The sequence below is a fragment of the Spiroplasma phoeniceum P40 genome (genome assembly GCF_003339775.1).
Taxonomy (GTDB): Bacteria; Bacillota_I; Bacilli_A; order Mycoplasmatales; family Mycoplasmataceae; genus Spiroplasma; species Spiroplasma phoeniceum.
The window spans coordinates 450,342-475,846 of the sequence record NZ_CP031088.1 but is presented as its reverse complement, the minus strand read 5'-3'; the positions used below and the strand labels follow the sequence as shown (position 1 = coordinate 475,846).

Annotated in this window: 32 protein-coding genes and 4 pseudogenes; 25 read left to right on the top strand and 11 right to left on the bottom strand. The window is 24.5% G+C overall.

From position 1 onward, the window contains the following. Positions 1-66: 66 nt before the first annotated feature. Entirely contained in the window at positions 67-504 is a 438-nt protein-coding gene (locus tag SDAV_RS03120; RefSeq protein ID WP_114564502.1) for a hypothetical protein, read from the top strand. On the opposite strand, the gene SDAV_RS03115 is transcribed toward SDAV_RS03120, so the two are convergent. Next, complete coding sequence (locus SDAV_RS03115; RefSeq protein ID WP_151202502.1) at positions 487-981, bottom strand: hypothetical protein; 495 nt, start codon at positions 979-981, stop codon at positions 487-489. The genes SDAV_RS03120 and SDAV_RS03115 overlap by 18 nt on opposite strands. A 36-nt stretch (positions 982-1,017) precedes the next feature. On the opposite strand from SDAV_RS03115, the gene SDAV_RS03110 reads away from it, so the two are divergent. The 7 genes from SDAV_RS03110 (at position 1,018) to SDAV_RS03085 (ending at position 7,018) form a co-directional block, all read left to right on the top strand. Then, entirely contained in the window at positions 1,018-2,202 is a 1,185-nt protein-coding gene (locus SDAV_RS03110; RefSeq protein ID WP_114564500.1) for an Mbov_0401 family ICE element transposase-like protein, read from the top strand. Positions 2,203-2,601: 399 nt separating this feature from the next. Further along, entirely contained in the window at positions 2,602-2,745 is a 144-nt protein-coding gene (locus tag SDAV_RS11875; protein WP_186823459.1) for a hypothetical protein, read from the top strand. 15 nt (positions 2,746-2,760) lie between these two features. Beyond that, a complete protein-coding gene (locus SDAV_RS03105; RefSeq protein WP_114564499.1) occupies positions 2,761-3,075 on the top strand; it encodes a hypothetical protein in 315 nt (104 codons plus the stop codon). Between the two features lie 848 nt (positions 3,076-3,923). After that, entirely contained in the window at positions 3,924-5,003 is a 1,080-nt protein-coding gene (gene hemW / locus SDAV_RS03095) for a radical SAM family heme chaperone HemW (protein ID WP_114564497.1), read from the top strand. 98 nt (positions 5,004-5,101) lie between these two features. Continuing rightward, complete coding sequence (locus SDAV_RS12995; RefSeq protein ID WP_245938496.1) at positions 5,102-5,242, top strand: hypothetical protein; 141 nt, start codon at positions 5,102-5,104, stop codon at positions 5,240-5,242. Continuing rightward, positions 5,215-6,414, top strand: a complete 1,200-nt coding sequence (locus SDAV_RS12990; protein ID WP_334199347.1) for a spiroplasma phage ORF1-like family protein — start codon at positions 5,215-5,217, stop codon at positions 6,412-6,414. The genes SDAV_RS12995 and SDAV_RS12990 overlap by 28 nt, the downstream gene beginning before the upstream one ends. Before the next feature lie 151 nt (positions 6,415-6,565). Further along, the gene (locus SDAV_RS03085; protein ID WP_114564496.1) at positions 6,566-7,018 is read left to right on the top strand and encodes a lipoprotein; all 453 of its coding nucleotides are present in this window, start codon (positions 6,566-6,568) and stop codon (positions 7,016-7,018) included. Between the two features lie 11 nt (positions 7,019-7,029). On the opposite strand, the pseudogene SDAV_RS14605 reads toward SDAV_RS03085, so the two are convergent. The 8 genes and pseudogenes from SDAV_RS14605 to SDAV_RS12970 form a co-directional block, all read right to left on the bottom strand. Then, a pseudogene (locus SDAV_RS14605) lies at positions 7,030-9,051 on the bottom strand (spiroplasma phage ORF1-like family protein). Continuing rightward, positions 9,051-9,305 carry a hypothetical protein gene (locus SDAV_RS03075; RefSeq protein WP_222611581.1) on the bottom strand — a complete coding sequence of 85 codons (255 nt, stop codon included), beginning with the start codon at positions 9,303-9,305 and terminating at the stop codon, positions 9,051-9,053. Before SDAV_RS03075 ends, SDAV_RS14605 begins: the two are co-directional and overlap by 1 nt. 3 nt (positions 9,306-9,308) lie before the next feature. Next, positions 9,309-9,545 (bottom strand): hypothetical protein, encoded by a 237-nt coding sequence (locus tag SDAV_RS03070; RefSeq protein ID WP_053390637.1) that lies wholly within the window; start codon positions 9,543-9,545, stop codon positions 9,309-9,311. Beyond that, a pseudogene (locus SDAV_RS14600) lies at positions 9,545-9,898 on the bottom strand (hypothetical protein). Before SDAV_RS14600 ends, SDAV_RS03070 begins: the two are co-directional and overlap by 1 nt. Positions 9,899-9,935: 37 nt before the next feature. Continuing rightward, a pseudogene (locus SDAV_RS14320) lies at positions 9,936-10,951 on the bottom strand (hypothetical protein). Continuing rightward, positions 10,951-11,155 (bottom strand): annotated as a pseudogene (locus tag SDAV_RS14315) (DUF2649 domain-containing protein). The pseudogenes SDAV_RS14320 and SDAV_RS14315 overlap by 1 nt, the downstream one beginning before the upstream one ends. Positions 11,156-11,307: 152 nt before the next feature. Further along, positions 11,308-11,757: a DUF3627 domain-containing protein gene (locus SDAV_RS03050; RefSeq protein WP_114564495.1), complete on the bottom strand. Its 450-nt coding sequence runs from the start codon at positions 11,755-11,757 to the stop codon at positions 11,308-11,310. Between the two features lie 691 nt (positions 11,758-12,448). Further along, positions 12,449-12,844 carry a hypothetical protein gene (locus SDAV_RS12970; RefSeq protein ID WP_245938493.1) on the bottom strand — a complete coding sequence of 132 codons (396 nt, stop codon included), beginning with the start codon at positions 12,842-12,844 and terminating at the stop codon, positions 12,449-12,451. Between the two features lie 527 nt (positions 12,845-13,371). Here SDAV_RS12970 and SDAV_RS12965 point away from each other — a divergent pair. The 4 genes from SDAV_RS12965 (at position 13,372) to SDAV_RS03020 (ending at position 15,010) form a co-directional block, all read left to right on the top strand. Continuing rightward, positions 13,372-13,569, top strand: coding sequence for a hypothetical protein (locus tag SDAV_RS12965; RefSeq protein WP_245938492.1), 198 nt, complete (start codon positions 13,372-13,374; stop codon positions 13,567-13,569). Positions 13,570-13,572: 3 nt separating this feature from the next. Beyond that, positions 13,573-13,734, top strand: a complete 162-nt coding sequence (locus SDAV_RS12960) for a hypothetical protein (protein ID WP_245938491.1) — start codon at positions 13,573-13,575, stop codon at positions 13,732-13,734. A gap of 567 nt (positions 13,735-14,301) precedes the next feature. Beyond that, positions 14,302-14,472 (top strand): hypothetical protein, encoded by a 171-nt coding sequence (locus tag SDAV_RS11865; RefSeq protein ID WP_186823458.1) that lies wholly within the window; start codon positions 14,302-14,304, stop codon positions 14,470-14,472. Continuing rightward, entirely contained in the window at positions 14,441-15,010 is a 570-nt protein-coding gene (locus SDAV_RS03020; RefSeq protein WP_114564493.1) for a hypothetical protein, read from the top strand. Before SDAV_RS11865 ends, SDAV_RS03020 begins: the two co-directional genes overlap by 32 nt. A 142-nt stretch (positions 15,011-15,152) precedes the next feature. On the opposite strand, the gene SDAV_RS03015 is transcribed toward SDAV_RS03020, so the two are convergent. Continuing rightward, positions 15,153-15,416 carry a hypothetical protein gene (locus SDAV_RS03015; RefSeq protein WP_114564492.1) on the bottom strand — a complete coding sequence of 88 codons (264 nt, stop codon included), beginning with the start codon at positions 15,414-15,416 and terminating at the stop codon, positions 15,153-15,155. Positions 15,417-15,543: 127 nt separating this feature from the next. Between SDAV_RS03015 and SDAV_RS03010 the strand changes: the two genes are divergently transcribed. From SDAV_RS03010 to treC, 10 genes are all read left to right on the top strand, one after another. Further along, a complete protein-coding gene (locus tag SDAV_RS03010) occupies positions 15,544-16,017 on the top strand; it encodes a hypothetical protein (protein ID WP_114564491.1) in 474 nt (157 codons plus the stop codon). 3 nt (positions 16,018-16,020) lie between these two features. Then, positions 16,021-16,464, top strand: coding sequence for a hypothetical protein (locus SDAV_RS03005; RefSeq protein WP_114564490.1), 444 nt, complete (start codon positions 16,021-16,023; stop codon positions 16,462-16,464). A 162-nt stretch (positions 16,465-16,626) separates the two neighbouring features. Continuing rightward, positions 16,627-17,337 (top strand): hypothetical protein, encoded by a 711-nt coding sequence (locus SDAV_RS03000; protein ID WP_114564489.1) that lies wholly within the window; start codon positions 16,627-16,629, stop codon positions 17,335-17,337. A gap of 17 nt (positions 17,338-17,354) precedes the next feature. Beyond that, on the top strand, positions 17,355-18,137 hold the full coding sequence (locus SDAV_RS02995; protein WP_114564488.1) for a TrmH family RNA methyltransferase: 783 nt from the start codon (positions 17,355-17,357) through the stop codon (positions 18,135-18,137). Continuing rightward, positions 18,137-18,736: a ribosome biogenesis GTP-binding protein YihA/YsxC gene (gene yihA / locus SDAV_RS02990; RefSeq protein WP_114564487.1), complete on the top strand. Its 600-nt coding sequence runs from the start codon at positions 18,137-18,139 to the stop codon at positions 18,734-18,736. Before SDAV_RS02995 ends, yihA begins: the two co-directional genes overlap by 1 nt. A gap of 95 nt (positions 18,737-18,831) precedes the next feature. Further along, positions 18,832-19,095 (top strand): TIGR04570 family membrane protein, encoded by a 264-nt coding sequence (locus SDAV_RS02985; RefSeq protein WP_114564486.1) that lies wholly within the window; start codon positions 18,832-18,834, stop codon positions 19,093-19,095. Then, positions 19,085-19,396, top strand: coding sequence for a LacI family DNA-binding transcriptional regulator (locus SDAV_RS12955; protein WP_245938490.1), 312 nt, complete (start codon positions 19,085-19,087; stop codon positions 19,394-19,396). Before SDAV_RS02985 ends, SDAV_RS12955 begins: the two co-directional genes overlap by 11 nt. Positions 19,397-19,519: 123 nt before the next feature. After that, positions 19,520-20,071 (top strand): type 1 periplasmic-binding domain-containing protein, encoded by a 552-nt coding sequence (locus tag SDAV_RS12950; protein ID WP_245938489.1) that lies wholly within the window; start codon positions 19,520-19,522, stop codon positions 20,069-20,071. A 69-nt stretch (positions 20,072-20,140) separates the two neighbouring features. After that, the gene (locus SDAV_RS02975) at positions 20,141-21,709 is read left to right on the top strand and encodes a PTS transporter subunit EIIC (protein ID WP_114564485.1); all 1,569 of its coding nucleotides are present in this window, start codon (positions 20,141-20,143) and stop codon (positions 21,707-21,709) included. A 28-nt stretch (positions 21,710-21,737) separates the two neighbouring features. Next, entirely contained in the window at positions 21,738-23,387 is a 1,650-nt protein-coding gene (gene treC, locus SDAV_RS02970) for an alpha,alpha-phosphotrehalase (RefSeq protein WP_114564484.1), read from the top strand. Here the strand turns inward: treC and SDAV_RS12945 are convergent. Beyond that, positions 23,380-23,862: a DUF3137 domain-containing protein gene (locus tag SDAV_RS12945; RefSeq protein ID WP_245938488.1), complete on the bottom strand. Its 483-nt coding sequence runs from the start codon at positions 23,860-23,862 to the stop codon at positions 23,380-23,382. The genes treC and SDAV_RS12945 overlap by 8 nt on opposite strands. 1,011 nt (positions 23,863-24,873) lie before the next feature. On the opposite strand from SDAV_RS12945, the gene SDAV_RS02960 reads away from it, so the two are divergent. Genes SDAV_RS02960 through SDAV_RS13925 form a run of 3 tightly spaced genes read left to right on the top strand, consistent with a single transcriptional unit; the run spans position 24,874 to position 25,503 of the window. Further along, positions 24,874-25,152, top strand: a complete 279-nt coding sequence (locus SDAV_RS02960) for a pentapeptide repeat-containing protein (protein ID WP_114564483.1) — start codon at positions 24,874-24,876, stop codon at positions 25,150-25,152. Beyond that, positions 25,152-25,397, top strand: a complete 246-nt coding sequence (locus SDAV_RS02955; protein ID WP_114564482.1) for a hypothetical protein — start codon at positions 25,152-25,154, stop codon at positions 25,395-25,397. Before SDAV_RS02960 ends, SDAV_RS02955 begins: the two co-directional genes overlap by 1 nt. Further along, positions 25,381-25,503 carry a hypothetical protein gene (locus SDAV_RS13925; protein ID WP_281268808.1) on the top strand — a complete coding sequence of 41 codons (123 nt, stop codon included), beginning with the start codon at positions 25,381-25,383 and terminating at the stop codon, positions 25,501-25,503. The genes SDAV_RS02955 and SDAV_RS13925 overlap by 17 nt, the downstream gene beginning before the upstream one ends. The last annotated feature ends 2 nt before the right edge of the window (positions 25,504-25,505 follow it).

Below are 25,505 nucleotides of genomic sequence, written 5' to 3'. Positions count from 1 at the left end.
TTTAAATATCAGGTCATCCATATTTTTTTAAAAAAAGAGGAACGCATTAAATGAAAGAAATTTTATATGATTAAAAAAAATAAAATAAAAAAAATAACTATGTATAGTGTTATTAAATATCATAAATTACATTATTCAAGTTTTCATAATCATTTTTTTGATGAAAAAAATAATGAATTAACCCTTAAAAAAGGTATTAATTTAATAACAAAAACATTTGATAATGAGTTTATTAAAACTAGACCAGCAATAGTTATTGGTACAATGGGGCAATCACTTTTAATTGTACCAACTTCAACAAAAAAATCTATAAATAAAAATATTCAAAATTTTTTTAGAACTAAAATTAATTTAAATGGAAAAGATACTTATATTTGTTGAGAACAAACTAATCATATTTATAATTCACAAATAACTGGATTTTGGTTTGAAGATGGGAAATTATACCTTATTTTATTTTTACAAATTATTTATTATATTCCCATTTTAAAGCGATATGGGTAAGAACCATAAAACAAAGCATCATATATCGGTCATGATACATTTTACTATCGGGTATATTTGTTTGGTATCGCTAAATCTTAATTCACTAATACATTTATCTAAAAATGGGAAATTATCTAATATGCAATATATCTTGCCTTGAACAAACATTTTTCGTATTCATGTTACACGATTAATTATTCCCGCTTCTTTATTAAGTGATGTTTGATGTTTTTTGGCTTTAAACATTTTAATCTTATAACCTAAATAAGGATAAATATCTTCTTGTAATTTTTGCATAAAGTTGTGGGCATTAATGTCATAATGAAATGTGGCATATTCAAAACCATCAAATTTATCAAATGTATTAATTATTCATTGTCCGTAATGCTCTACTAATTCATTTAAATTCATTGCATTTTTTAGATATCCTCGCTTTCAAATTATGATAAAATGATAAACATTATCAAATATCAAATTAAGTATTATTAATATCATATTAAAAATATTTTTTAAAGATAGGGAAATAATAAGATGGAGTTAAAACAAAATTTGTTAGGAAATTATAAAGAAAATAAAACAATCGAGACACAAAATGAAGTTAAAAATTTATTAATTAATAGAGATAATGAGATATTTAAATTATATCAACAAGGACAAATATTACAAGGATATAAGGTTGTATCAAAATTACCAAAAACAATTAAAACAGAATATGGAAATATTTCTATAAAAAGAAGATTATATGTTAAATATTATGAAAATAAAAAAGAAAATATTAATCGTTACCCATTAGATGAAGAATTAGGTTTAAAAAAATACGAAAAGATTGAAAAAAATTTAAAAGATAGATATTTATATTTTTTGGGTGATGGAAAAAGATATAAAGATATTTTACATACAACAGAGAATGCAAATATTAGCGAAAAAACAATATCTAATATTTTTAAAAATGCCGATTTAGAAAAAGTTGACTATATTAGCAACAAAAATAACAATAAAATTAAAATTACAAATAATGTTTTATATATTCAAATTGACGGTGCTTTTGTTCCTATGTGAGAAAATAAAAAAAGAGTTGAAAAGAAAATATTTTTTTCAACTATGCATATTGGTATTGATGAAGAAAAATTAACTAAAACAAGAAAAGTAATTAAAAAGAAAAAAGGTGTTTTTCAAATGATGGATAAAAATACTAATAAAAATGAAAAATCTAGTTTTAATAATTTTATTGATAAAATTTTTAAACTAATGGATACTTATGATATTAATGAAAATACTATAATATTAGTATTAAGTGATGGTGAAAAACAAATTAAAAAAATTTACAAAGCCATAAAAAAATATAAAAATAACACTGTATTATATAGTTTCGATAAATTTCATTTAGTAAAAAGATTTAAAGACTTATTTCCATATCGAAATAGAAACAAGATTCATAGATTAAAATATAAATTAGCAAGTATATATTTTTTTACTGGAAATTATGAAGCATTATTAGATTTTTTAATTTGTCATTTATCCTATGTTATTGACAACAAAAAGAAATTTTTATTAGAAACTATTGAATTAATTAAAAATAATAAAGATGGTATTGAAAATCAAGCATTAGAATATAATATTGGTTGTCATGTTGAAGTGATGTTTCACATTATATTAAGGCTGTTAAGGGGCGAGGTGCAAAAATATATTGTAAAGAAACATTTAATAATATGTTAATTGCTTCAATGTTAAGACTTAATATCAGAATTATTGAAGTTAAAATTAATAAAAATAAAGAAAAAATTGAATTTAATATTTTTAAATTAAATCAATCTCAAAATCAATTTTTATCTTTATAAATAAAAAAATTTTTAAAATTAGTAATAACTTTAAAAATTATTTTTTAGTGTGCCAAAATTCATAATTTTATAAAATTATTTATTCAATTAAAAATATAATTTTTAAAAAAGTTGAATTTTTTATAAATTTTGTTATCATTTAGTCATAAGCGAAACTTAATTTGTTTCTAATTACTTAATTTTATTAAAAACCTAAGAATAATGAATACTACCAAGAATTAGTAAATATCGTTTTTTAACACAGTTACTTACTGGTTTTAAAGTAGAGTTTGCTAATTTGAATCAAAGTTTACGAGATCGCTATTCAAATTATTATGTTGATACAATGCCGTTGTTTTTAAATGAGGATAATATTTTATTTACTTTGTATAATATTAATTTTGATAACATACGGAGGTTATTAAAAGATACTCCACAATAGGTATTTGGAATTACAGTGCAAGTTAATATTGATTATGAAGTGACATTTAAAGGATTGCCAGCAAGAGATAAGATTAATGCTCTAGTAGTTATAACTAATGATTTAGATGTTTTAAGTAATCTTCAGGATAATATTGAGGAGTATTTTACTATGTTTGTTAATAAAGTTTTAAAAAATCAAAAATTTCAAATTAGAGTGAGAAAATATAGTTATGAATGATACCCCAGCAGGATAATTTGATCCATTGTTAGGGAGGCTTTAAAGAATGAAAATATTTTATTTTTTGGTAGTAATTTATCCGATTATAGAAATACTTTTTTATGAATTTAAATTCTATGTCCTTTAAAAAGGATTCTGTTTTAGCATGAGCCGGCAAGGGATATGACCCAATGAAATTAACACCAGAAAATTTGTTAAATTTTTATAAAGAAACATATATTATAAAAAAAGTAACTGAGTACAAAGATTCTTATGTTGAAATTAAAATTAGAAGTATGATAGTAGAAAAATTTATACTTGAAAGTTTACCATTTAAACATTTGCGGACTTCCATAAATCTAGAACAATAGGTTAAAGTTTTAGTAGAAAAAAATGTGTTTGATTTTCAGCTTAAGCAATTTGAAAATATTGTAATGAATTTTTGACATTATTTTAAATTAGAAACATATTATGAGAATCATCGTTTGGTTTTTAAGGTGAACCAAGCGACTTTTTGATAAGGTACTTGAAGTTGCTAGTGTTTTAGAACAAAAGTCAGAAGGAACTTATATCACTTCAATTTTTATACCTATTATTAATTTTTTTAACAGTAAAACAAATTCAAATCTAAAACTATTATAGATTAATAATCCTAGTGATTCTGAAAATACAATTAATCTAATTAATAAAACTGAAAAATCTTTTACTGTAAAATTATTAACAAAAATTGCAAATATAAATAAATATACTAAAAATAGCATATTATTAATGAACGACTTTGACTATTGTTTTTTTATTTTTCCAAGCAAGGAAGAAATGATTATTAATAATGGTGAATATTCATTTTTGCAAATAATTGAATTTGAGGTTGGTTAATTTTTAAATGAAATCTTTTAATTTAATCATTAAAAAACATATAATTGTTGCACTTGAAATTATAAATCTATATTATTAAAATATAAAAGAAGTGAGGATTAACAATGATTGAACATTTATATGTACATATTCCTTTTTGTGACCATATTTGTTTTTATTGTGATTTTTTTAAAATTAAAAAATCACGCCCAATAATGATTGAAGAATATTTAACTTCATTATCACATGAGATTGCTCAACCCCATCCTGATTTTGCTTTAAAAACAATTTATTTGGGAGGAGGAACACCAAATAGTTTAGATGATAATCAATTAGAACAACTATTACAACTATTACAAAAAGTTGTGCAAAACCCAATAATGGAATATACAATTGAGTTAAATCCAGAAAAAATTACAAAAAGTCAATTACAACTTTTAAAGAAATATCAGATTAACCGTCTTTCAATTGGTGTTGAAACTTTTAATGATCAGTTATTAAAAAAAGTTAATCGTTATCATAATAGTGCTGCTGTTGTTAATAGTTATTACTTAGCTCGTCAAGAAGGTTTTGATAATATTTCGTTTGACTTAATTTATAATTTATTTGATCAAACACAAGCTGATATTGAGGGAGATTTGTTAATGATTCAAAAATTACAACCTGATCATATTAGTTGATATTCATTAATTTTAAAAGAAAATTCATATTGGGGTAAAACAAAACTTAAATTACCAGAGTATGATATTGCATTTGATGAAATTATTAATACTGCATTAACTAAAATAGGTTATGAAAGATACGAAATTTCAAATTATACTAATAACAACAAAAAATCACAACATAATTTAGCGTATTGAACTAATAAGTCTTTTTGACTGCTTGGCCCTAGTGCAGCTGGTTTTATTAATAATGATGGTTACTATTTATTACAGAATTCGCGAAAATATGCTAACTGAACACAAACTAAAACAGAATTGTCGGTAAAGGATTATTATTTTCAAATTTTAATGATGGGATTACGTGTTTTAAATGGCATTGATTTAACAAAGGTTAGAGATGCAAAAGCAGCAGTAGATTACTATCAAAATAAAATTGATGTAGAAGTACAAAAAAATAATTTAGTTTTTGATAATAATCATTTACGTTGTACAAGCCAAGGTTTAAATATTTTAAATGATATTTTAGTTAATATTATAGATTAAGACTTATGCTATAATTTAACTAAAGAAGAACTGTGAATAATTAGAATTGATAATTAAGAAAATATAAGAGATTAAAACTATAAGAAAGGAAGAAAATTATGGAAATTAATGTTGATAAATTACTAATAGAATACTTTGATGAAGCTTTACAAAAAATTCAGGATATTATTCGAATTCCTTCAGTTCGTAGTGAAGCAAAACCAGGAGCACCATTTGGTGAAGGAACAAAAAAGTTTTAGAATATGTCATTAAGTTAGGAACAGAATTAGGTTTCAAAACATATCAAGATTCAGAAAATCGTTATGGTTATGTTGAATCTGGTTCTGGTTCAGAAATTTTTGCGATTTTAGGACATTTAGATGTTGTTCTTCTAGGTGATCTTAACAAGTGAGAGTTTGAACCATTTAAACCACAAATTAAAGATAATAAATTGTTTGGTCGAGGAGCAATTGATGACAAAGGTCCGACAATTATTAATTTGTATGCTTTAAAATATTTAAAAGATCCAATTATTGCCAATCAGAGTTATAAACATTTTGATATGAATTATTTAGTTTTAAATTTTAATTATAAAGAATTGCTTAATATGGATATTCTTAAAAAATCTAACAGTAATTATTTTGTTAATGATGTTAAACAAAATTTTTATTCGTTGGATAATTTATTTCAAGTTTTAGATTATTTTTATTCTAATGTTTTAAGAGTTATATTTAATATTTCTAATTTTAGAGAATTTATTTATTTTACATCTAATAATGGTAATTTAAGTTTTGTGTTTTTTGTAAAAAATGGTTTTTTATTATATCCAAAATCAATGGTTTTTAATATTTTAAGATTTCCTGATACAGATATTTATTATTTAAAACCACGAGTGCAATTATATAATGCCTATACGATAAATAGTACTAATGATTATTTTTCTTATTATTCAAATTGAGATTATAAGACTAATATTTTACCTTCTAATAATGATAAATATACTCAATCAATAAAATTATTAGATATGACAGATAGGTCAAAATATCAAGGTTTTAATTTAATTAGATTTAGTACAACTACATTAATAGAAAATAGATCTATTTCAATTAATGGTTTTAATTTTAGTCTTTATAATGCTACTGATTGAAATGGTGAACTTAATGATGGAAAAATTTGACAATTACCTTATAAAAAAGGTGCTTGATACCGTTTAGATATTCATATTGAAAATTCGGCAATTTGGATTGTAAATAATTTGCCTGGTATGAAAGAAATTTATAAATTTGTTAATGGGATAGTACATGTGTTTAGTAATATGTCTGAATTGTTTAATAATATTGGTAATTTGTTTGCTTTTGATATTACATTTAAGATTATGTTAAGTTCTATTTTGGTTTTAGCAATGGTTAATGGACTTTTACGTTATTTTTAGGACTAAATAATGTAATGTTGTTGGTAAAAAAAAGTAAGGTGGTGTGGTGGTTTATCCACGCACCACCTTACTTAAAGGGGTAAAAGTCGCGGAACGACTTAGGGGCGAAGCCCCTTTCCTTGATATAAAACAATAAAAAGGAGCAATCTATATGAAAAAATGACTTAGCATAATAGGAACAATAGGATTAACAGCAACAAGCACAACAACATTAATCAGTTGTAAAAAAGAAAATAATAATAAAAACGGAGGTGGGGGTAATAAACCAGAACCACAATATAATCCACAACAACCACCAGAAGGTAGTAATTGAAAATTAATTCCTAGGGTTAATGATGTTTTAGTACCACCCAAAGTAATTGCTTCTACTGATAAAAATAAATATGTAAAAGAAGATGATAGGAAATATATTGTAATTTATCCATATCTAATCCAACAATGAAACATAATTAAAACAGATGCAAAAAATATTAATAATACCTGAGCATGAAGTTCAAAAGCAATAATTTATCGTTGAGATGGTGATAATGAACCACAAATACCTACCATTGATAAAAACACCGGTGAAATTACTGATTGAAAAGAACAAAAAGGAACTGAATAACAGTTCCTTTTTTATATTAATCGCACAAATTTAATAAAAATAATTAATAAAAAAATATTTGTTATTATACTATACAATGCTGGATTAAATTTTCATACCTCAAATATTTGACTAAAAAAACTATACACTGTCTCAAAAACCTTACCAACACCACTAGCTAATTCATTCACTTGTTTAACTCCGGGAATAGTATTAAAAATTCAGATGACCGCATTTTTAATATGAGTTTCAAAATCTCATCAACCTTTAGGATTTATATATTGCACTTGAAATAATTGCTTATCGGGGAACAAACCACCATTATTAATTTCTTGTCAGTTATAAATTCCAAAATTAAAATAATAATATCGGTACATATCATTCTCTTTTTGGGCTTGCAATTCAAAAACATTATAATCGATTTTTTGTTCTTCAATTTTTTTATATTGCAAACCATATTTATTTTGTAAATTACCGCCAAAAACATAACCCTAATTTAACTTAATATCATAATTATTAGAAATCGAAAAATCATAATTAAAAACACTACCATAATTATTAATCGTATAAAACCGATTTTTAAATGCTGAATATAATTTAATATCTAATTGTTTATATTTATCTGAAAAATAAAAATATCGTGGGTAAATTTTAAAACCATTATTTACTAATAAACCATATTTTTTATTATAACCTTGAACATAAGTATTATTTTCTAAATCAAAAATCGTGCGTAAATAATTAGTATAAAATTTCTGTAAAATCTTAAACATACTATTTAATAATTTATCAAATTGTAATTTATCGTTAATATTTTCACTTAATAAAATATTATTAAAATTTTGTAATTTCAACGCAAAAAAGTTAACTAAAACAGTATCATACTGTAAATTATCAATATATACATTTTCAATAAACGAACTACGATTTTGAAACACTGGCACCAAAGCACTTGCAAAAAACGACTGTAAAAACTTAGATAGATCAAACTGACCGCTAAATTGTTGATAATATTTTAAATCTTTACTATTTAATGATGAATAAATTGAACCATTAAAATTAAAAACCTCACCAGTTTCCGTTCGAATAAAACATCAACCGTTTCAAAATCAAAAATTATCCGCTTTGTTCCAACCTTATTCGGATTTTCATAATCCGCACTACCACCTTGTTGAACTCTAATATTTTCCTGCAAAACAGAATATAAAGATAAACTAATAAATTCTTTTACGCGAGTTTGTTGATAACTATTTCAATCAGTAATTTCACCTGTATTAGAGTTAATTGTTGGCAATTCTAGTTCATCACTACCATCTCAATAATAAATTATTGCTTTTGAACTTCATGCTCAGGTATTATTAATATTTTTTGCATCTGTTTTAATTATGTTTCATTGTTGGATTAGATATGGATAAATTACAATATATTTCCTATCATCTTCTTAGAAGCAATTACTTTGGGTGGTACTAAAACATCATTAACCCTAGGAATTAATTTTCAATTATCTTGGTTTAACCTAACTCTTGGATAACGATTATCTTTATAATGGTCAACATTCTCCACAATTTTTTTAGATACATCATACATCTTATATTTTACTGCAAAAGCATAAATAAAATCAGTTAAATCATCCAAAAAATTCTCCTTTTTAACATCATAAAATTTATCAACCATATATCAACTTTTTAAACTATGTCATTGTTGATAATAATTTAAAAATGTTCCACCAGGTTTATCATAAACAACTCCCGTGGAATAACTATCTTGTAAAAAATCCAAATATCATTTATCATTAAACGATAATTTTTTTGATGTTTTTAAAGTTGGATTAATAAAATAATTTGTTTCCGACCAATTTTCAAAAAAACTACTGCGTAAAAACATTGTATTAATAAAATCAGTTTCATTAATACCTTTATCAGTACTATACTTTTTTGTTTAAGCGTATATTGCTCCTCATTTAACGGTCTAAACGCCGTTAAAGTAATAAATGGAATAATCAAACCTAAAAAACTTAAAATAAATATGGCAAATAAAGATAATAACTTACGCATTATTCTTTACCACCTTTCTTCTTTTTAAAATTAATTATAAATAAAATACATCAAACTAATTCAAATCAAAAAAACAAATTTGCAACTAACATATATCAGAATAAAATACCAAACTCATTAATTAATTTATCTCATTTATCGTAAATTGATCCAATAAATAAAGCAAAACCAAAACCAACAACTAAAATATATACTAATATTTCTCATCATTTTTCTTTTAAAAACTTTAAAATTTTTAATTTTCATAAACTCAACTCCTAACTATACAATGTTTTTGAAACAATAAACCCAACAATATATAAACTTGATATTGTTAACATTAACGGATGGCTAAATAAAATTGCCATTCTACCAAATAATCAAATCAACCAAGTATCAGAATTATATAAATCCATAATAATATTTTTTGCCGATGTAAATTGATTAATAATAACAGTAATAAAACCAGTTCCAAATATCGCGATTGCCGCAACCAATAAAACTAATTTAATCATTACTTTTTATCTCCTTTAAATTTAGTACTTTTAATATTTTTTGCTTGATATCTAATACTTTGTCGTTTAAGTTCTTTTTTTAACTTGCTGCTTATTACTATTTTGATAAACATTTTTACCAACATTAATACCTTTTCGTACAGTTGACGAATATACTTGTGAAACACCATTATATTAACTGTTGAACCTAAATTATTATATTGTGTTGATGTCCCGTGAATTGCATAAATAGATAACTTAATAACCATAAAAAAGATTAAAAAATAAGCAATTGACGTATTTGTCATCGGTAATTTTGTATTTCAAATTACATCAAAAATAAATAAAAATATATCAAAAACAAAACTAAAAATCTTGTCTTAATTACTATTATTATTTTCAACTAATAAATTAATCATCTTTACTATTTCCTTTCTCTTTTTTAGGTTTTAAATTCTTTTTCAAAATATCAATATCAAATAACTCCAATCGTTCTTTAACGCTTAATTTTGTGATTTCTTACCAATAATATTCTTTTTTATCAATAATTTCATCATTTTTTAAATCACGCACAAACTTTAACCATTGACTATCGTACTTATTGGCAAATTCAAGCGGAATAATTATTTTAAAAAACCGAATTCCTAACCCAACATCCGACTTATGTTTTGCTCTTTTACCTTCTGCTGTTCGTTCTACTGATTTTGTTTTTCAAATTTCATAATCCGTTATATCTTGAAAAATTCCAATTCGCATAATAAAGAAACGATTAAAAAAATTAAATCCTTTTTTAGCAACGGGTTTTTTCAATGAAATTGGAATAATAATTCCACTTGCTAACTGGCGAATATTATTTCAAATCATACCCTCACGCTGAGAAGTAAACAACGCACGGTATCCAAAATGTCCTCGCTAAAACAATTCACGGTATTTTACTACTATGAACTTTTTTCTCATCGTGAGGACTAGTTCCATCAATATACAAATAACTTTCATCAAATAAAATAACACTATCATCGGGTGGGACTGGTTTTTGTTCTATCTGTAAAATCTAAATTTTTAAATGTTAAAACTTTAACTTTATCATCTTCTAACGGATAATTACTATAAATTTCATCTGTCAATAATTTCATAGTTTGCGATAAATAAGTTAAAAGTAATGTTTTACAGGTCCCTAACTTCCCAATAATAACTGATAACGGATTATCTCAAACAAAATTTACTAACCGAAAAGCGTTTAGCTGATAAAAAATATTTTTTCACAATCATCACACAAAATAAACACACTGCAAAGCAAACAAAAATCAAAATACTAAACCAACACAATACAAAGAAATTATCAAAAGTAATAAATCAATTAAACTAAACAAAAACATTGAACCACTAATATAACAATAGTTTTTAAAGAAAAATATAAACTTTTTCATTATTTAAAATACCCAACTATTTTAAAAACCATTCATAATAAAAACCAAGTTAAAAACAAAATCACAATTCAAACACCAACCATCAAAGTTAAATATTCATTTTTGCGTTAAATTCCACATTGTAATACTTTCAACATTCGTTTTATCTATAAACAAAAAGACATGAATAAAAAACTCTTTTAATTTAATTCAATCATTTTGCATATTTAAAAACTCCACATTTTTTGAATAAGTTTAAAAAACATTCCAAAAAACAAAACGATAAATAACACAAACGATATAACATATAAAAAATCAGGGGCATTTGCACCAATAATATAAATAACAAATTGAACTCAATAATCATATAAACTCATTTAATTTAAATATTTCAAATCATTAATTAATTCTTGTTCTTTTTCAAAACTTAAATTTATTAAATTATTATTATTATTATTTGTTTTTACTTTTTGAGGTTCACTTGAAAATAATGCTTTTTTCATTTTAGTAAAATAATTTTGTTTATATTGATTATATAAATTGATTAAGGTTGTTCCAGTTAAATATTTTCAAATATTTTGCTTTAAATTTTCATCATACTTTATAATAGGATAAGAATTATTATAAATCAAACCGATTGCTACTTGATCCGAATGTTTTTCACTCGGATAAATAAACTTATTACTCAATCAAAACCCAATATGGCGATTATGATTGGGTAAATTAATAAAACTTGCTTTATCTGTTGTAAAAGGGATAAATTCCTTACTAATAAAATAATTTTCTACATTCTGATTTTTCTTAACAAAATTACTCAATTTTATCATCTCCTAACTAAATATTTGTTTAATAAACAATGTTATAAATAATGTTTATATAATGTTTTTTAATTGTAATAAACACTGATTATTAACAATGTTATAGATAATGCTAATATATTGTTTATTTAATGCTTAATAAACACTGTTAATAAACATTGTTAAATATAAAAATAATAAAAATTGGCACACTGAAAAATACTATTTAATTTTTAATAATAGTTATTAAAATATAAAATCATAAGTTTATAATTAAGTTGATATTATTATGGTTTTCTCTCTGTATAAATTATTTTAAATAGAAAGGAGAAATAAAATATCGAAGAAATAATAAATTCATTTTTCTATTTAATAAATTCATTTTTAATTAAAACAATTATTTCACTAATAATAATTTTAATAATAACTTTTAAATTTATTATTTGAATTTTTTATAAATTAACAAATTTATAAATATTTTTATACAGAGAAAAAACCATAATAATACCTTAAATATAATTAAATTGATATTTTTACACTATATACTGCCTACAAGTTTTTTCATCTTGTAAAATTATCAATAATAACCAAAATAATTAAATTTATTTAAAAATAAATTTGTAGACAGTGTATAGTGCAAAAATAAACAACAAAATTATTTAATCAAATCACATATAAAAACTAGTGTGCCACAGTCAAAATACATGATAAATAATAAATATTAAAATCCTTTAACCATAACACGGAAAAAGTTTAAGATTTTAATAATACAAAATATAGCAAATGGAATTAATATAATTCACGCTCCACCTAAGAAAACCATTATCTCAGGTAAAATATTTGTTATAACTTCTTTAACTTTTCATAATGCACTAGTCAAACCAGTTCAAATCCCAGTCATACCCTCAGTCATAGTTTTAGGTGTAGGTGCTGTTAAAAAATTAACCGCTGTTGTTAAATACATACCTAACATTTTTTTTATCCTCCTTTCTTTCAATTTTTTTTCTTTTTTCTTTCCTCGAATTTGTTTAATTTTTTGATAAATTGATAAACCAATTCAAGCAAAAATCCCTAATATAATAACAACACTAAATATTGTCGTTAATCAAGTTGGCATATTACATTTCCTCTCTAAAAACTAAAAAATTGAAATTTGCAAACTTGCTCCGCTCGTTGTCGCTTCGCTCCATTAAAAACACTATTGAATAAATTATCCGCTAATAAATTACGCGGAATAATTTATTCTTTTACTTTTTAATTTCAATATCTTTTGCAATCTTATTAACAGTATTAATAACATTATCTTTACCATACTTTTTCACTAGCGACTGCAAAATAAAATATTGCTTTGTTTGCATAATTTCAACTCCTCAATTAAAAATATTAAAAAAAATTTACTTTCCAAAACTGTAAAAAACAAAAATACAAAATGTATGTGGTTTCTACAAAAATCTTAACATGGTAGTTTACCAGATCGAGGAATCAATGCTGCTTTAATTACTTTAGCAACATATGCTGAATTAAATAATAATTCAATAATTGCAAATTTTGCAAAAAAACATTTATATAATAATTTTCATTTTAGTCATCTTTTCCCAGATATGAAATATGAAACCGGATTATTAATTATTAATAATGGAATAGTTGAAATTAATCAAGAAAAAAACACGCTTAACTTTAAATATGCGCGTTCCAATTTCATATAAATTACCTGATGTACAAAAACCATTAACAGCAGAATTAAAAAAATATAACTTGGAATTAACAAATATTTCTTGGCAAGAAGCACTTTATATGCCAGTTAATAGTCTAATGATTAAAAATATTATGAAAGTTTACTAATAGGTGACTGGTGATACCCACACAAAACCTGTAGCAATCGGTGGTGGAACATATGCTAAAGCAATGCCAAATTGTGTGGCATTTGGCGCTGAATTTGATATTAATGAATCAACAATGCATTCTTATAATGAGTATGTTAAGCTTGATGATTTAAAAAAATGTTAGAAATTTATACAAAAGCGATTCCTTTGTTAGCAAAAAAATAGCATAGTCCTTAATTTAAATAATGATATCTATTCATCTTTTTCACAAATAAAAAATAATTATTATATAATAAAATATATAAATTAAAAAATATAAAAAATTACTAAGCAGAATATTACAGACATAAATAAAATAGTTATTAATGATCTTATATTTTCCTTTTTATATTAGTTCATTAAAAGAAAAAGAAAGTGGGAAGTATAATGAAAAATAGCATTATTAAGGAAAAATGAGTAAAACTGTTAAAATTATTTTGGGAAGCATAGGTGGAACTTTCTTTTTAGGATTATTTACATTTTTAGGAATAGTTGTTAGGGAAAGAAATAAGACTAAAAGACGAAAATTTGAACTTAAGCATCAAACTTTTCTAGAATTACTAAAAAATCATCCCCTTTTTGAATTTCAACTTTTGATAAACCAGGTAATCTCATTGCCGCATAATTTCATAACCAACAATCCGTTTAATGGCTCAAAAAATTCTTTTTTTAGAGAAAAAAAATAAAAAAATAAAACAGACAAAAGAGTTTTTTGAAAAAAAAAAAAAAAATATTTGAATTACTAGAAGCTAAAAATATTATTGATAAAATAGCTGACTTTATTAATCGTTTAGATGAAAGTGAACAAACAGATGACAATAATAGCGATAATAGAAATGAGGAAATTGATTATGAGCAAAAAAATTATGAAAAGGAGAATTAAAGATGAAAAATATGAAATTTTATTTAAAATTTATTTAGATAAGTTAAATAAATTAGAAGAAATGGAAAGCAAAAGTAAATTAAATATTATTAATAATTTTTTAGTCATTGAATTATTATCAATTTCGTTTACAACTGCCGTTTTATTGTTAAAAAATGAAATTAAGTTTGAACAAGTTAAAGAATATTTAAAATTTGCTTCTCATTTTTATAATAATAAATTAGAAATTAATCCTAATACTGTGAGCTTATTAGTTGAAATGTCAGTCGAAGAAGAACAAAAATTTTCAAATTTATTAAAAGAAGAAAATGATATTGTTAACAAATATGTTATTAGATTAAATAATGTCTTTTTAATTAAATATGAAAATGATTCATGAGAATGATTTAATTCATTATATGATATTGAAAAACAATATTTTAATTCTCATAAAAAAGTCCAAAAATGAAATCAAAAATTAGAAAAAGTTTTAACAAATATTATTACTGAAAAGAATTTTAATAATATCCATCAGTGAGATGTCAAAAAAAGAGATTAATCCTTTGTATCATCAAAAAAATATTACAAATGAAAATAAATTAAAAAAAATATTACCATTTCTTCCAAACAAATCATATTTTGAACCAAATAAATATAATTATTAAAAAAGATAATATTAAATATATTATCTTTTTATTTTATTATACTGTTTTAGCAAGATGTTGGGCAATTGATGGTTCACCTTTTGCTCAGAAGATAATAACAAAAACGGTTCCAATAACTGTTGCCATTAAAATTCATTGTAAAAAGGAACATAATCCGTAAATAAAATTTCCTTTTCGATCCTTTGGACAGTCTGTTCCAAAAATTAAAGTCCCAACAGGATTAACATTGAAAATTCATAAAATAACATTTAATCAACAAAAAAGAATATTAAAAAGCGATGATAGCATTCTTTTGGCCATAATAAATCCTCTTTTCAGATATATATAATTATATAATGTTTATTACAAACTTATTATCTAATTCAAAATTTTTTTTTATTTTAATTTATGATATAATAATTATGCTCATTTTTTGGAGGAAATAATAATGAATGTAAAAAACTCACATAACAATAATAACCTTACAAATTTAAAAAATAACGAAGAACTTGTTAAAAAACATTATAAATATTGAATCAAATTTAAAGATGAGTTATTTGAGTACTTATTAGAGATAATAAAACTTGGTAAGATTAAGATATTTTATTGTAATAATTGTCAACAGGGGAAAGATGTTGATGATTTAAATATTTATGATCTTTTTTTCGGATTTAGTTTTGATAAGATTAATGTTAAAACAGAAACAATTGATCATTTTATTGTTGAGTTATGTAACGAATGTAATCAAATGAATGATGTTACTAATTCATATATTAAAGTATTACAAAATAATGTTGCATGTATTTATTGCAAGAAATTACTTTACCAACATAACGAACACTTATTACTTGATAATAATAATTATTGCTCACGAGAATGTTTACGCAAATATCTGAATAAAACAATTAAAGAAGGAGAGTAAGTTATGAAAACCAATGTTTTGAATAACAATAAATGATTAGATAAAATAGCTGAATCAGTAGTAAAAATTCAAACACTAACGAATATCACATATGTTGATTGTAATACATGTAATTATGAAAATAAATCGTCAAATTTACTTTTTGCTAATTCATCATATGAAATATTATCAGTTTTAATTAAAACAACTTGTGGGCATGATATTGCGAAAGGACTTAATTTTTTACGCATTGTGAATGACAATGGTGATAATTTTGAATTATTAGGAGAAGCAATTACTGAATGTTGAGTTCATAAAGAAAAAACTTGTAGTCATCACTTAAATGAATCAAAAGCATTTGTTTGCTATCAATGTGATAAACTTAAACCAAAAATAATGCGCATTGATAATGTTAATGTTTGTTCATTAAAATGTTTAAAAGATTATTTAAATGCTCAAGTAAAATAAATTTTATAATTAAAAAAGGAAATTAATTTCATTTTTTAATTATTATGAAATTATGATTATAATGGATTGTTTGTTAATTTCAAATTATTACTTTACTTAACAAAATATCCAAGATAAAATTATAATTAGTAGTTAATTTTAACTAAAAAGGAGGTTGAGGGAATGCAATCATATTATACAGAACATATTTTAAAATTAAAACAGCCAAAATTAAAGGCACCATTAACTGATGGGGAAATTAATGCTATTGTAACAGCTTTTAAGCATTTAGTTTGTAAAATTAAAAAAGATGTTGTTGTTATTAAGCATCAAAAATTTGGATATGAACTTTTTCGTAGTAAAGCAGACGACAAATATTGAGCATATGCTCTTACATTTACTGAACCTCTTAATCCATTAAAACCAATTTATAAACATCATTGAATTGGTAATGCTTTTATTGGTTATGGGTATGATACATTAGAAGAAACAATTAATCAAACTTTTAAAATGATGGAACAAGGACCAACTGCACAAACAAATTTTCGTGATTATTTAACTAGTTGAGATGAAGAGAAAGACCGCATTTTCTTAGGTTGAGAAGAAAAAGAATGGTCTTTTGAAAAATATCAAAAATTTCAGCGTTGATATGAAAAAAACAAGGTTAAAATTATGGCAAAACAAATTGGAGTTAAGGATGCCGAAGATTATAATAAAGAAATTAATGATAAAAATAATAGGTCTGGATTAGCGGTTTTATTAGGGAAAATGCAAGATCCACCAAAACGTCCCCGAGCAATGGCTGTTGTAATGCGCGAAACAGCAAAGACAAAAGAAAAATGAGATGACCCAAAAACCAAAAAATACCTTGTTGGTTTTATGTATGTCAATTAAGAAAGCATCCCCATCTTATGAATTATCGAGAAATTAATTCAACGCAAAATGAACATATTAAATTATTGGCAAAATTAAAAGAAAAAAAATACCGAAAAGAATTTAATTTAGCCTTAATTGAAGGATGAAACATTATTGATGAAGCATTACAACAAAATATTGTTGTTGAAATTTTAACAACAAAAGCAAATCACCCAAAATTAAAGAATTTTAATAATATTTTATTAACAATAGTTCCGGAATTAATTTTAACTAAGTTGAGTCAAAGCAAAAATAGTCAAAATATTATCGGTGTGATTTATTTAACGAAGGTTAAGGAACAAAATAATTTTCAATTTAATCAAAACATTCTTTTATTAGAAAACATTCAAGATCCAGGTAATGTCGGAACATTAATCAGAACTGGCCTTGGTTTTGGTTTTACAAATATTATTTTGTATAATCATACTGTTGATCTTTTTAATGATAAAGTCTTACGTGCTAGTCAAGGTGCGATTTTTAAAGTTGCAATTAAAGAGATTTGTTTAAATGAAATTAAAAACTTCCAATTAAACCAATATAAAATTATTACGACAGGTTTAAATCAAAAAAGTGTTTATTTACAAGATTGTCAGTTTAAGCAAAATGACCGGTATATTTTAGCATTGGGTAATGAGGGGCATGGCCTTTCCACCACATTGCAAGAAATTAGTGATTATAATGTCCAAATTAAAATTAATTCACAACTTGAGTCATTAAATGTTGCTCAGGCAGGAACAATTTTAATGTATGAAATTAATCGTCAGATGGAGGAAAAATAATGTTTAAGTTTAAAAATGCAAGTTATGTTACATCAGCGGTTAATAAAGCAGGTTGAATTAATGATGATTTATTAGAAATTGCTTTTTTAGGGAAAAGTAATGTTGGTAAATCAAGTTTTTTAAATATGTTGACAAATCAGCGCCAATTAGCAAAAGTTTCTCAAATTCCTGGGAAAACCCGTATGTTAAATTTTTTTGCAATTAATAATAATCAATTTCGAATTGTTGATGCACCCGGATATGGATTTGCAAAAGTTGGTAACCAATATAAGATGGATTTTGCAAAAATGATGGAAGAATATTTAACTCAACGCCAAAATTTAAAATTTGTCTGTTTGTTAGTAGATTTACGTCATCCACCAACTCAAGATGATTATGAAATGTATCAATATTTAAAACATTTTAACATTTTGACCGTTTTAATTGGAACAAAAATTGATAAGGTCAAAAAGAATGATATTCAAAAGCATGAAAAGATTATTAAAGCTAAATTAAATTTTGCTGATAGTGATTATTTTATTAAAACATCAAGTCGAAATAAAATTGCCCGTGATGAATGTTGAGCATTATTTTTAAAATTATTAAATTTTAATGAATAGTTAAAATATTTTAAATTAATAAACTTATTAATAAACTTATTAAAACTATTTTTATTAAATTAGCATATAATTATGACAAATAAGGAGTGGTTAACATGAATAGTTTTTCATTGACAAAAGAAAAAGGCCTTTGACAAAAAATTTTTAAGAAAATCCCATGGTTTTATCATCTAATTTTTCTTATGACTGGAATTATAGTTGGACTGTTATTTCAATTTTTATATATTAAACGATGAGATTTTCCTTATTTCTTTATTTTTATTATTGCAATAATAATGCTTTATTGTGTACTATTTTTATTATTTAGTCCCATTATTAAGCAAAATTGGTTTTTAAAAAAAGGTTTTAATGAAAAATAAAAAAATTTCAATTAAAACAATTGCTGCTGAATGTGGCGTTGGTGTTGGGACAGTATCACGTTATTTTAATGGCGGTTATGTTAGTCAAAAAAAGCGTCTTTTAATTCAAAAAGTTGTGGAAAAATATAATTTTCAACCTGATTTTGCTGCGCATTCAATTAAAAAGAAAATGTTAGAAGTATATATTTTAATTCCTGATTTAACAAGTAGTAATACATTTATTGTTAAATCAATTTTAAAACAAATTAATGATGATTTTGCTAAAGTAGTTCCTTTTGTTGTTGAAACAACTTATGATTAGGATCGTTATTTATTACATTTACAAGCAATTGTTCGCCGTAAACCAGCTGCTTTAATTTTATTTACGATTAGTAATGACCAAAATATCCGCCCCTTTTTACAGACAATTAATGTTTCAATTATTGTGTATGGTCGTCAATGGGGGGATACTGTTTTTATTAATAATGATAATGAAATGATGTATGCTTTGCTCCAAGAAATGGCACTGAATCATGAATTTGACAAGCAAAAAGAAATTCTTTATATTGGTGAGAATCCGGTAACAAATTTACCAACTGGATTTGCACGATATGATACTGTTGTTGATTGATTTAAACGTCGTAATTATCAATTTCAATCGTACTTTTTTTCTGAGAATCAAGAACGAATAATTTGAGAATTAGTTAAAACAATTGATTTAAATAATAAAATTATTATTGCAGGGACACATACCTGCTATAAAGTTGTTATTTCCTTTTTAATGAAAAATAATATTACTAATAGTTTACTAACAGATATTTGTAATAGTAATGACTTTTTTCTGCCAATTTTACCAAAACATTATTATATTGCCATTAACTATGGTGAATTAGCAACAAAAACAATTCTCAAGTTAAAGCAAATTTTAGATGGAAATAATATGACAAAAAATAAAACAATTGAATGTTTAAGTTATAATACACATTTTTTAAAATAAGTTTATATTTTAAAAAATGTGTATTATAATCAAGATATGGAAATGATTCCATACAGGAGATAAAAAATTATGACAAAAAAAACATATACTACTGAAATAGCAGTGTTAATTCCATTATTGGGAGGAATTGACAATATTATTTCATATACTCATTGTGTTTCCCGGATTAGATTAGTTTTAAAAGACAATACAAAAGCGAATTCAAAGGAAATAGAAGGATTAGATAATGTTAAAGGAACGGTTCAACCAATTGGGCAATATCATATTGTAATTGGACCTGATGTCAATAATTATTTTGCTGAATTTAAAAAATACTTAACTTCTAAAACAGAAAAATTAGGAGAAAATATAACAAATGAATCAACAGTAAAAAAAGGAAAATGATATCAACGATTATTACAACATTTTTCAGAAATATTTATTCCCATAGTCCCAGCCTTAATAGCAGGGGGGTTAATTTTGGGATTTCGTAACATTTTAGAAGCAAATTGAAATGGGGAAGGAACTTCATTGGTAAGTATTTCAGGATTTGCTAAAGGGTTAGATGATTTTTTGTGAATTCCAGCCCAAGCTGTCTTTTGATATATTCCAGTTACAATTTGTTGATCAATATTTGCCAAAATGGAAGGTTCGCCAGTTCTTGGGATTATTATTGGTTTAACATTGTTATTACCACCGTTAGTCGATATTTTTGAAATTGCTAAAGGTGCTAATAATTCATTATGAATTTTTGATGTGGCACCAACATTTGACTTTGGAGCATGAAGTTTTCCTTGAAAAATTCAATATACAGGGCAAGTAATTCCGGCAATTGGAGTAGCCTTTTTTGGGGTTTATTTAGAAAAAGGATTAAATCGAATTGTTCCCGCTGTTCTAAAACAAATTTTTGTACCATTATTAACAATTTTATTATCTTTTACAGTTGGATTATGTTTAATTGGTCCAATTGGCTATATCATTGGAAGTGCAATTTCAGTTGGATTAAGTTGAGCGTTAGTTAATCCGATTGCAAAATATTTCTTTGGACCAATTTTAGGATTATTATATGCGCCAATCATAATTACTGGTGCTCATACGATGCTTAATGCAGTAATGATTCAAGATACAGTTCAAATTGGGGGAACATTTATTTTTCCAATTTTATGTATTTCAAATATTGCCCAAGGAAGTGCCACTTTAATGTTTACTATTAATAACCGAAAGGACCCAAAAATGAAAGAAATTGGAATTTCTGCCACAACGTCGGCTTGATTGGGAGTAACTGAGCCAGCGTTATATGGAATTAATTTACGCTTTCTGTATCCATTCTTAGCAGCAATTGTTGGTTCAGCAAGTGGTTCAATGTTATTAACCGTTGCAGGCGTAACTTCAAATGGAATTGGAAATGGTGCATGATTAGGAATTTTATCAATTCAATCATTTAGTCAAATCCAAGGTGTTCAAACATTTATTGGTACGGGGTATGCGTGATTTATTCTTAGTGCATTACTAACAATGATCGCAACAATGGCCTTAACATTATTTTTAGAAAAACTTCCACGTTTTACAAAATTACGAGATGAAATATTACAAGTTAAGGGGACAAGTTTAATTAGTTTTAAAAAACAACCAAAAGTGGTTGAAAATATTAATAAATAAATTTTTGAAACGATAAAGGAGATTATCAATGAATAAAATAAATTTTCAAGAAGCGATTGTGTATGAAATTCACCCACAATCGTTTTATGACAGCAATCATGATGGAGTTGGTGATTTACAAGGAATTATTCAAAAATTAGATTATTTAGCTATGCTAGGAGTTAATTATTTATGATTAAATCCAATTTATGTGTCACCACAAAAAGATAATGGTTATGATGTTTCAGATTACAAAAATATTAATCCGCTTTTTGGAACAATGTATGATTTTGAAATGCTAGTTACAGAAGCAAAAAAACTGAACATTTTTATTATGATGGATATGATTTTTAATCATTGTTCAACAGAACATGAATGATTTCAAAAAGCACAGACAGGAAATCCAGATTATTTGCAACGATTCTTCTTTCTTCCTGGTGACAAAGCAAATTGCCCAAATAATTGGCAAAGTAAGTTTGGTGGTTCAGTATGAGAATATCATGATAAATTAAAAATGTTTTATTTACATTTATTTGATAAAACACAAGCTGATTTAAATTGAAAGAATGAAAGTCTACGCCAAGATATTTATCAAATTGTTAACTATTGATTACAAAAAGGAGTTCGAGGGTTACGATTTGATGTTATTAATTTAATTGGTAAACCAAATACTTTTGAAAATGATTTAACTGGTGATGGTCGGAAATATTATACTGACACACCACAAGTTCATACATATTTACAAGAAATGACTCAAAATACTTATTTGAAAACAAATGATATTATTACTGTTGGTGAGTTATCATCAACATCAATAAAACAAGCAATTTTATATACAAAGCCAGTGGCCCAAGAATTAAATATGGCTTTTACTTTCCATCATTTAAAAATTGATTATTTAAATAATGAAAAATGAAAATTAGCTCCCTATGAGCCGGCTAAACTAGTAGCAAAAATTAAGGAATGACAGATCCCGGTGCAAGCAGTAGGTGGTTGGTTAGCTAATTTTTTAAATAATCATGATCAACCACGCGCATTATCACGCTTTGGTGATCCGGAAAATTATCGTTTTGAATCAGCTACAGCTTTAGCAGCTGTTGTCTTGTTACTACGAGGAACGCCATATCTTTATCAAGGAGAAGAATTTGGCATGGAAAATAATAATTATACCAAGATTGAACAGTTAAAAGATGTTGAATCAATTAATTATTATCACATTCTTCAAAATGAAGGAGAACAACCAGATGCTATTTTAAAAGTATTAAGTGCACGTTCACGCGATAATGCTCGTACTCCAATGCAATGAAATAATCAGCAATTTGCTGGGTTTAGTACACATAAACCATGAATTGATGTTAATATGAATTATTTAAAAATTAATTGAGAAAAAGATTATCATAGTCCACAATCAATTTTTAAAGCTTATCAAATGTTAATTCAACTTCGCAAAAATAATCTTGCCTTTAGTTATGGCGAGATTGAATTTGTTGAAATTAATCCAGTAATATTAAGCTTTTATCGTTATTATAAACAAAACAAATTTTTAGTATTAATTAATTTATCTGCGCAAACAATTCCAATGCCAGATAATTTATTGCCTAAAAAAACGATGTATAACAATTACTCAACTTTTGATAAAAAAATTAATCCTTATCAAGTTCTTGTGTTTGATTATTTAATGTTAAAACCATTTAAATAATCAAACCCTTTTTTAAATGAAATAAATCTAGTTCAATTTTAGCAATTAAGTCATCAATAAAATTTTGGATATTTCTATTTATTACAATTATTGGTTTTCAAATTTGGTTTTGATGGTGGGCTTTTGTGCTATAGAAGTATTTATCTAATAAAAGAGTAAATTTATCGTTAACAAATGACATTGATAAAACTTCTTGATATTTGTTACTATTATCGATTAAATTAGCCATTGCTTTTGGGGTTAAAATTTTACGTAATTTTATAAAGTCTGTTGTATTAGTATCAAAAAGATTAGGAAATTCTGTTCCTTCTAATTCAATTTCTTTATTATTTAAAATAAATTTTTTAAATTTACTTTGGTGTTGCACCTTGTACTTCAATTTCAAGGTTTTTTGGTAAAGTAGCTGCAAAGAAAAAGTAATTTTTAGAACGCTTCATTTCAATTCATAATAATAAATAGGTGATATTAATTCCATTTGCAATACTATTTGATGTTTTTTGGTCTTTTGATTTACTATTAGAAAGCGAAGCTAAAACAATTAAACCAATAAAAAGACAAAAAATTAATGTTTTTAAAAAAAACCATTGTTTTACTAACAGTAATAATACCTAATGAAAAGGTATTATTTTTTATGGTAGTAAGAAAAAAGTTGATTTTTTATAAAAAATATAAATAAATTAATTAAATACAAATTAAAGTAATCGCTTATAAGAGCGATTTTTTTTAATTTCATTATTCATCAGATAGTACCTTTAAAATTGTTGAATTATTTTTTCTAATTCAACAATTCTACTAGATAAATTTGTATTATCTATAATTAATTGATTTTTTGTTTTATTAGTTATTTCAATTAAAAATTTAACCTATTTTCCCTACAAATTAGTTAATTTTTATAATTTCCTTTCTTTGATTTATTATATTTTTTCGGTTTATTAATAGAGATAATGAGATATTTAAACAACTAATAATATCATTTTTAATAAAGGTACTATCTGATGAATAATGCAATACTAAAACTTAATATTTTGATGCTTAAAGATGGATAACTCATCTATGGTACGAAGCCTTAAAGAAAGTGTGAAAGCGATTGGATTTACTACTCCTATTTATTTCTTTAATTCTCGGCGGGGTTAGTCGCCCGCGAAATGTCAGAGCGTGTGTTTTTGCTTGTTTCATAAAAAGAGTACTGTTAAACCAAAAAACAATATTGGACACTAAAAAACAAGAGGGAGGAGCTCCAAAAGGTTATTTTCTTTATATAAAGTTGTGTAGGGATGGATGAAGCGTAATTAATAACTGGGTAAGCTGTTTTTTGTTTATTTCCGTGGGGGGGTAAACTCTATCAAAATATCCTATCCGCCCCCGCTCACCCCCGAAGTTAAGCGGGCGGCGAAGTAATTAAATACTAAAATAAATTATCTACTAAATATCAAAATATTAATCAATAAAGGAATATTATGTTTTTTTACAGAAAGGAAAATATTTAATGAAAACATTACAAGATTTAATTAAAGATTTAACAGGAGTTACTGTTGAAAATTGAAAAATAAAAGAATATTTAAGAATTGAAACATTAGATTTAGAAGATACCAATTTAGAAGAGACTAATTTAATTGATGCTGATTTAAAAGGTTCTAATTTATATAGGAGTGATTTACGATGTGCTGATTTATGAGCTGCTAATTTACGAGATGCTGATTTAAAAGATATTAAAATCACAAAAAAACAATTAGAGCAATTAATTGTTATTGAGGAGGATGAATAATGAATATAACAGAATCAATTAAATTTGACAAACTTAAAGCAGAAAATGAAGCACTTAAAAAAGAACTTGATGAATTAAAACAACAAATATTATATAAAGAAGATTTTACAAATCAATGTTTAATGTGTTTTTATGATAGTTGTCTTAATAAAGGACATGCCATATTTTGAAAATATTTATTAAAAGATACTTTTGAATATTACAAATTACCTAGTAAGGATGTGAAATATGAAAAAGTTAAATAAAAAAACTATTAACAAAATAAATGAATTAATGCTCAGAAGTTATCCAGTTTCAAAAGACAAAATTACTGATGAACACTGAACATTAGGTTTACGCAAAAAGAATTAAGG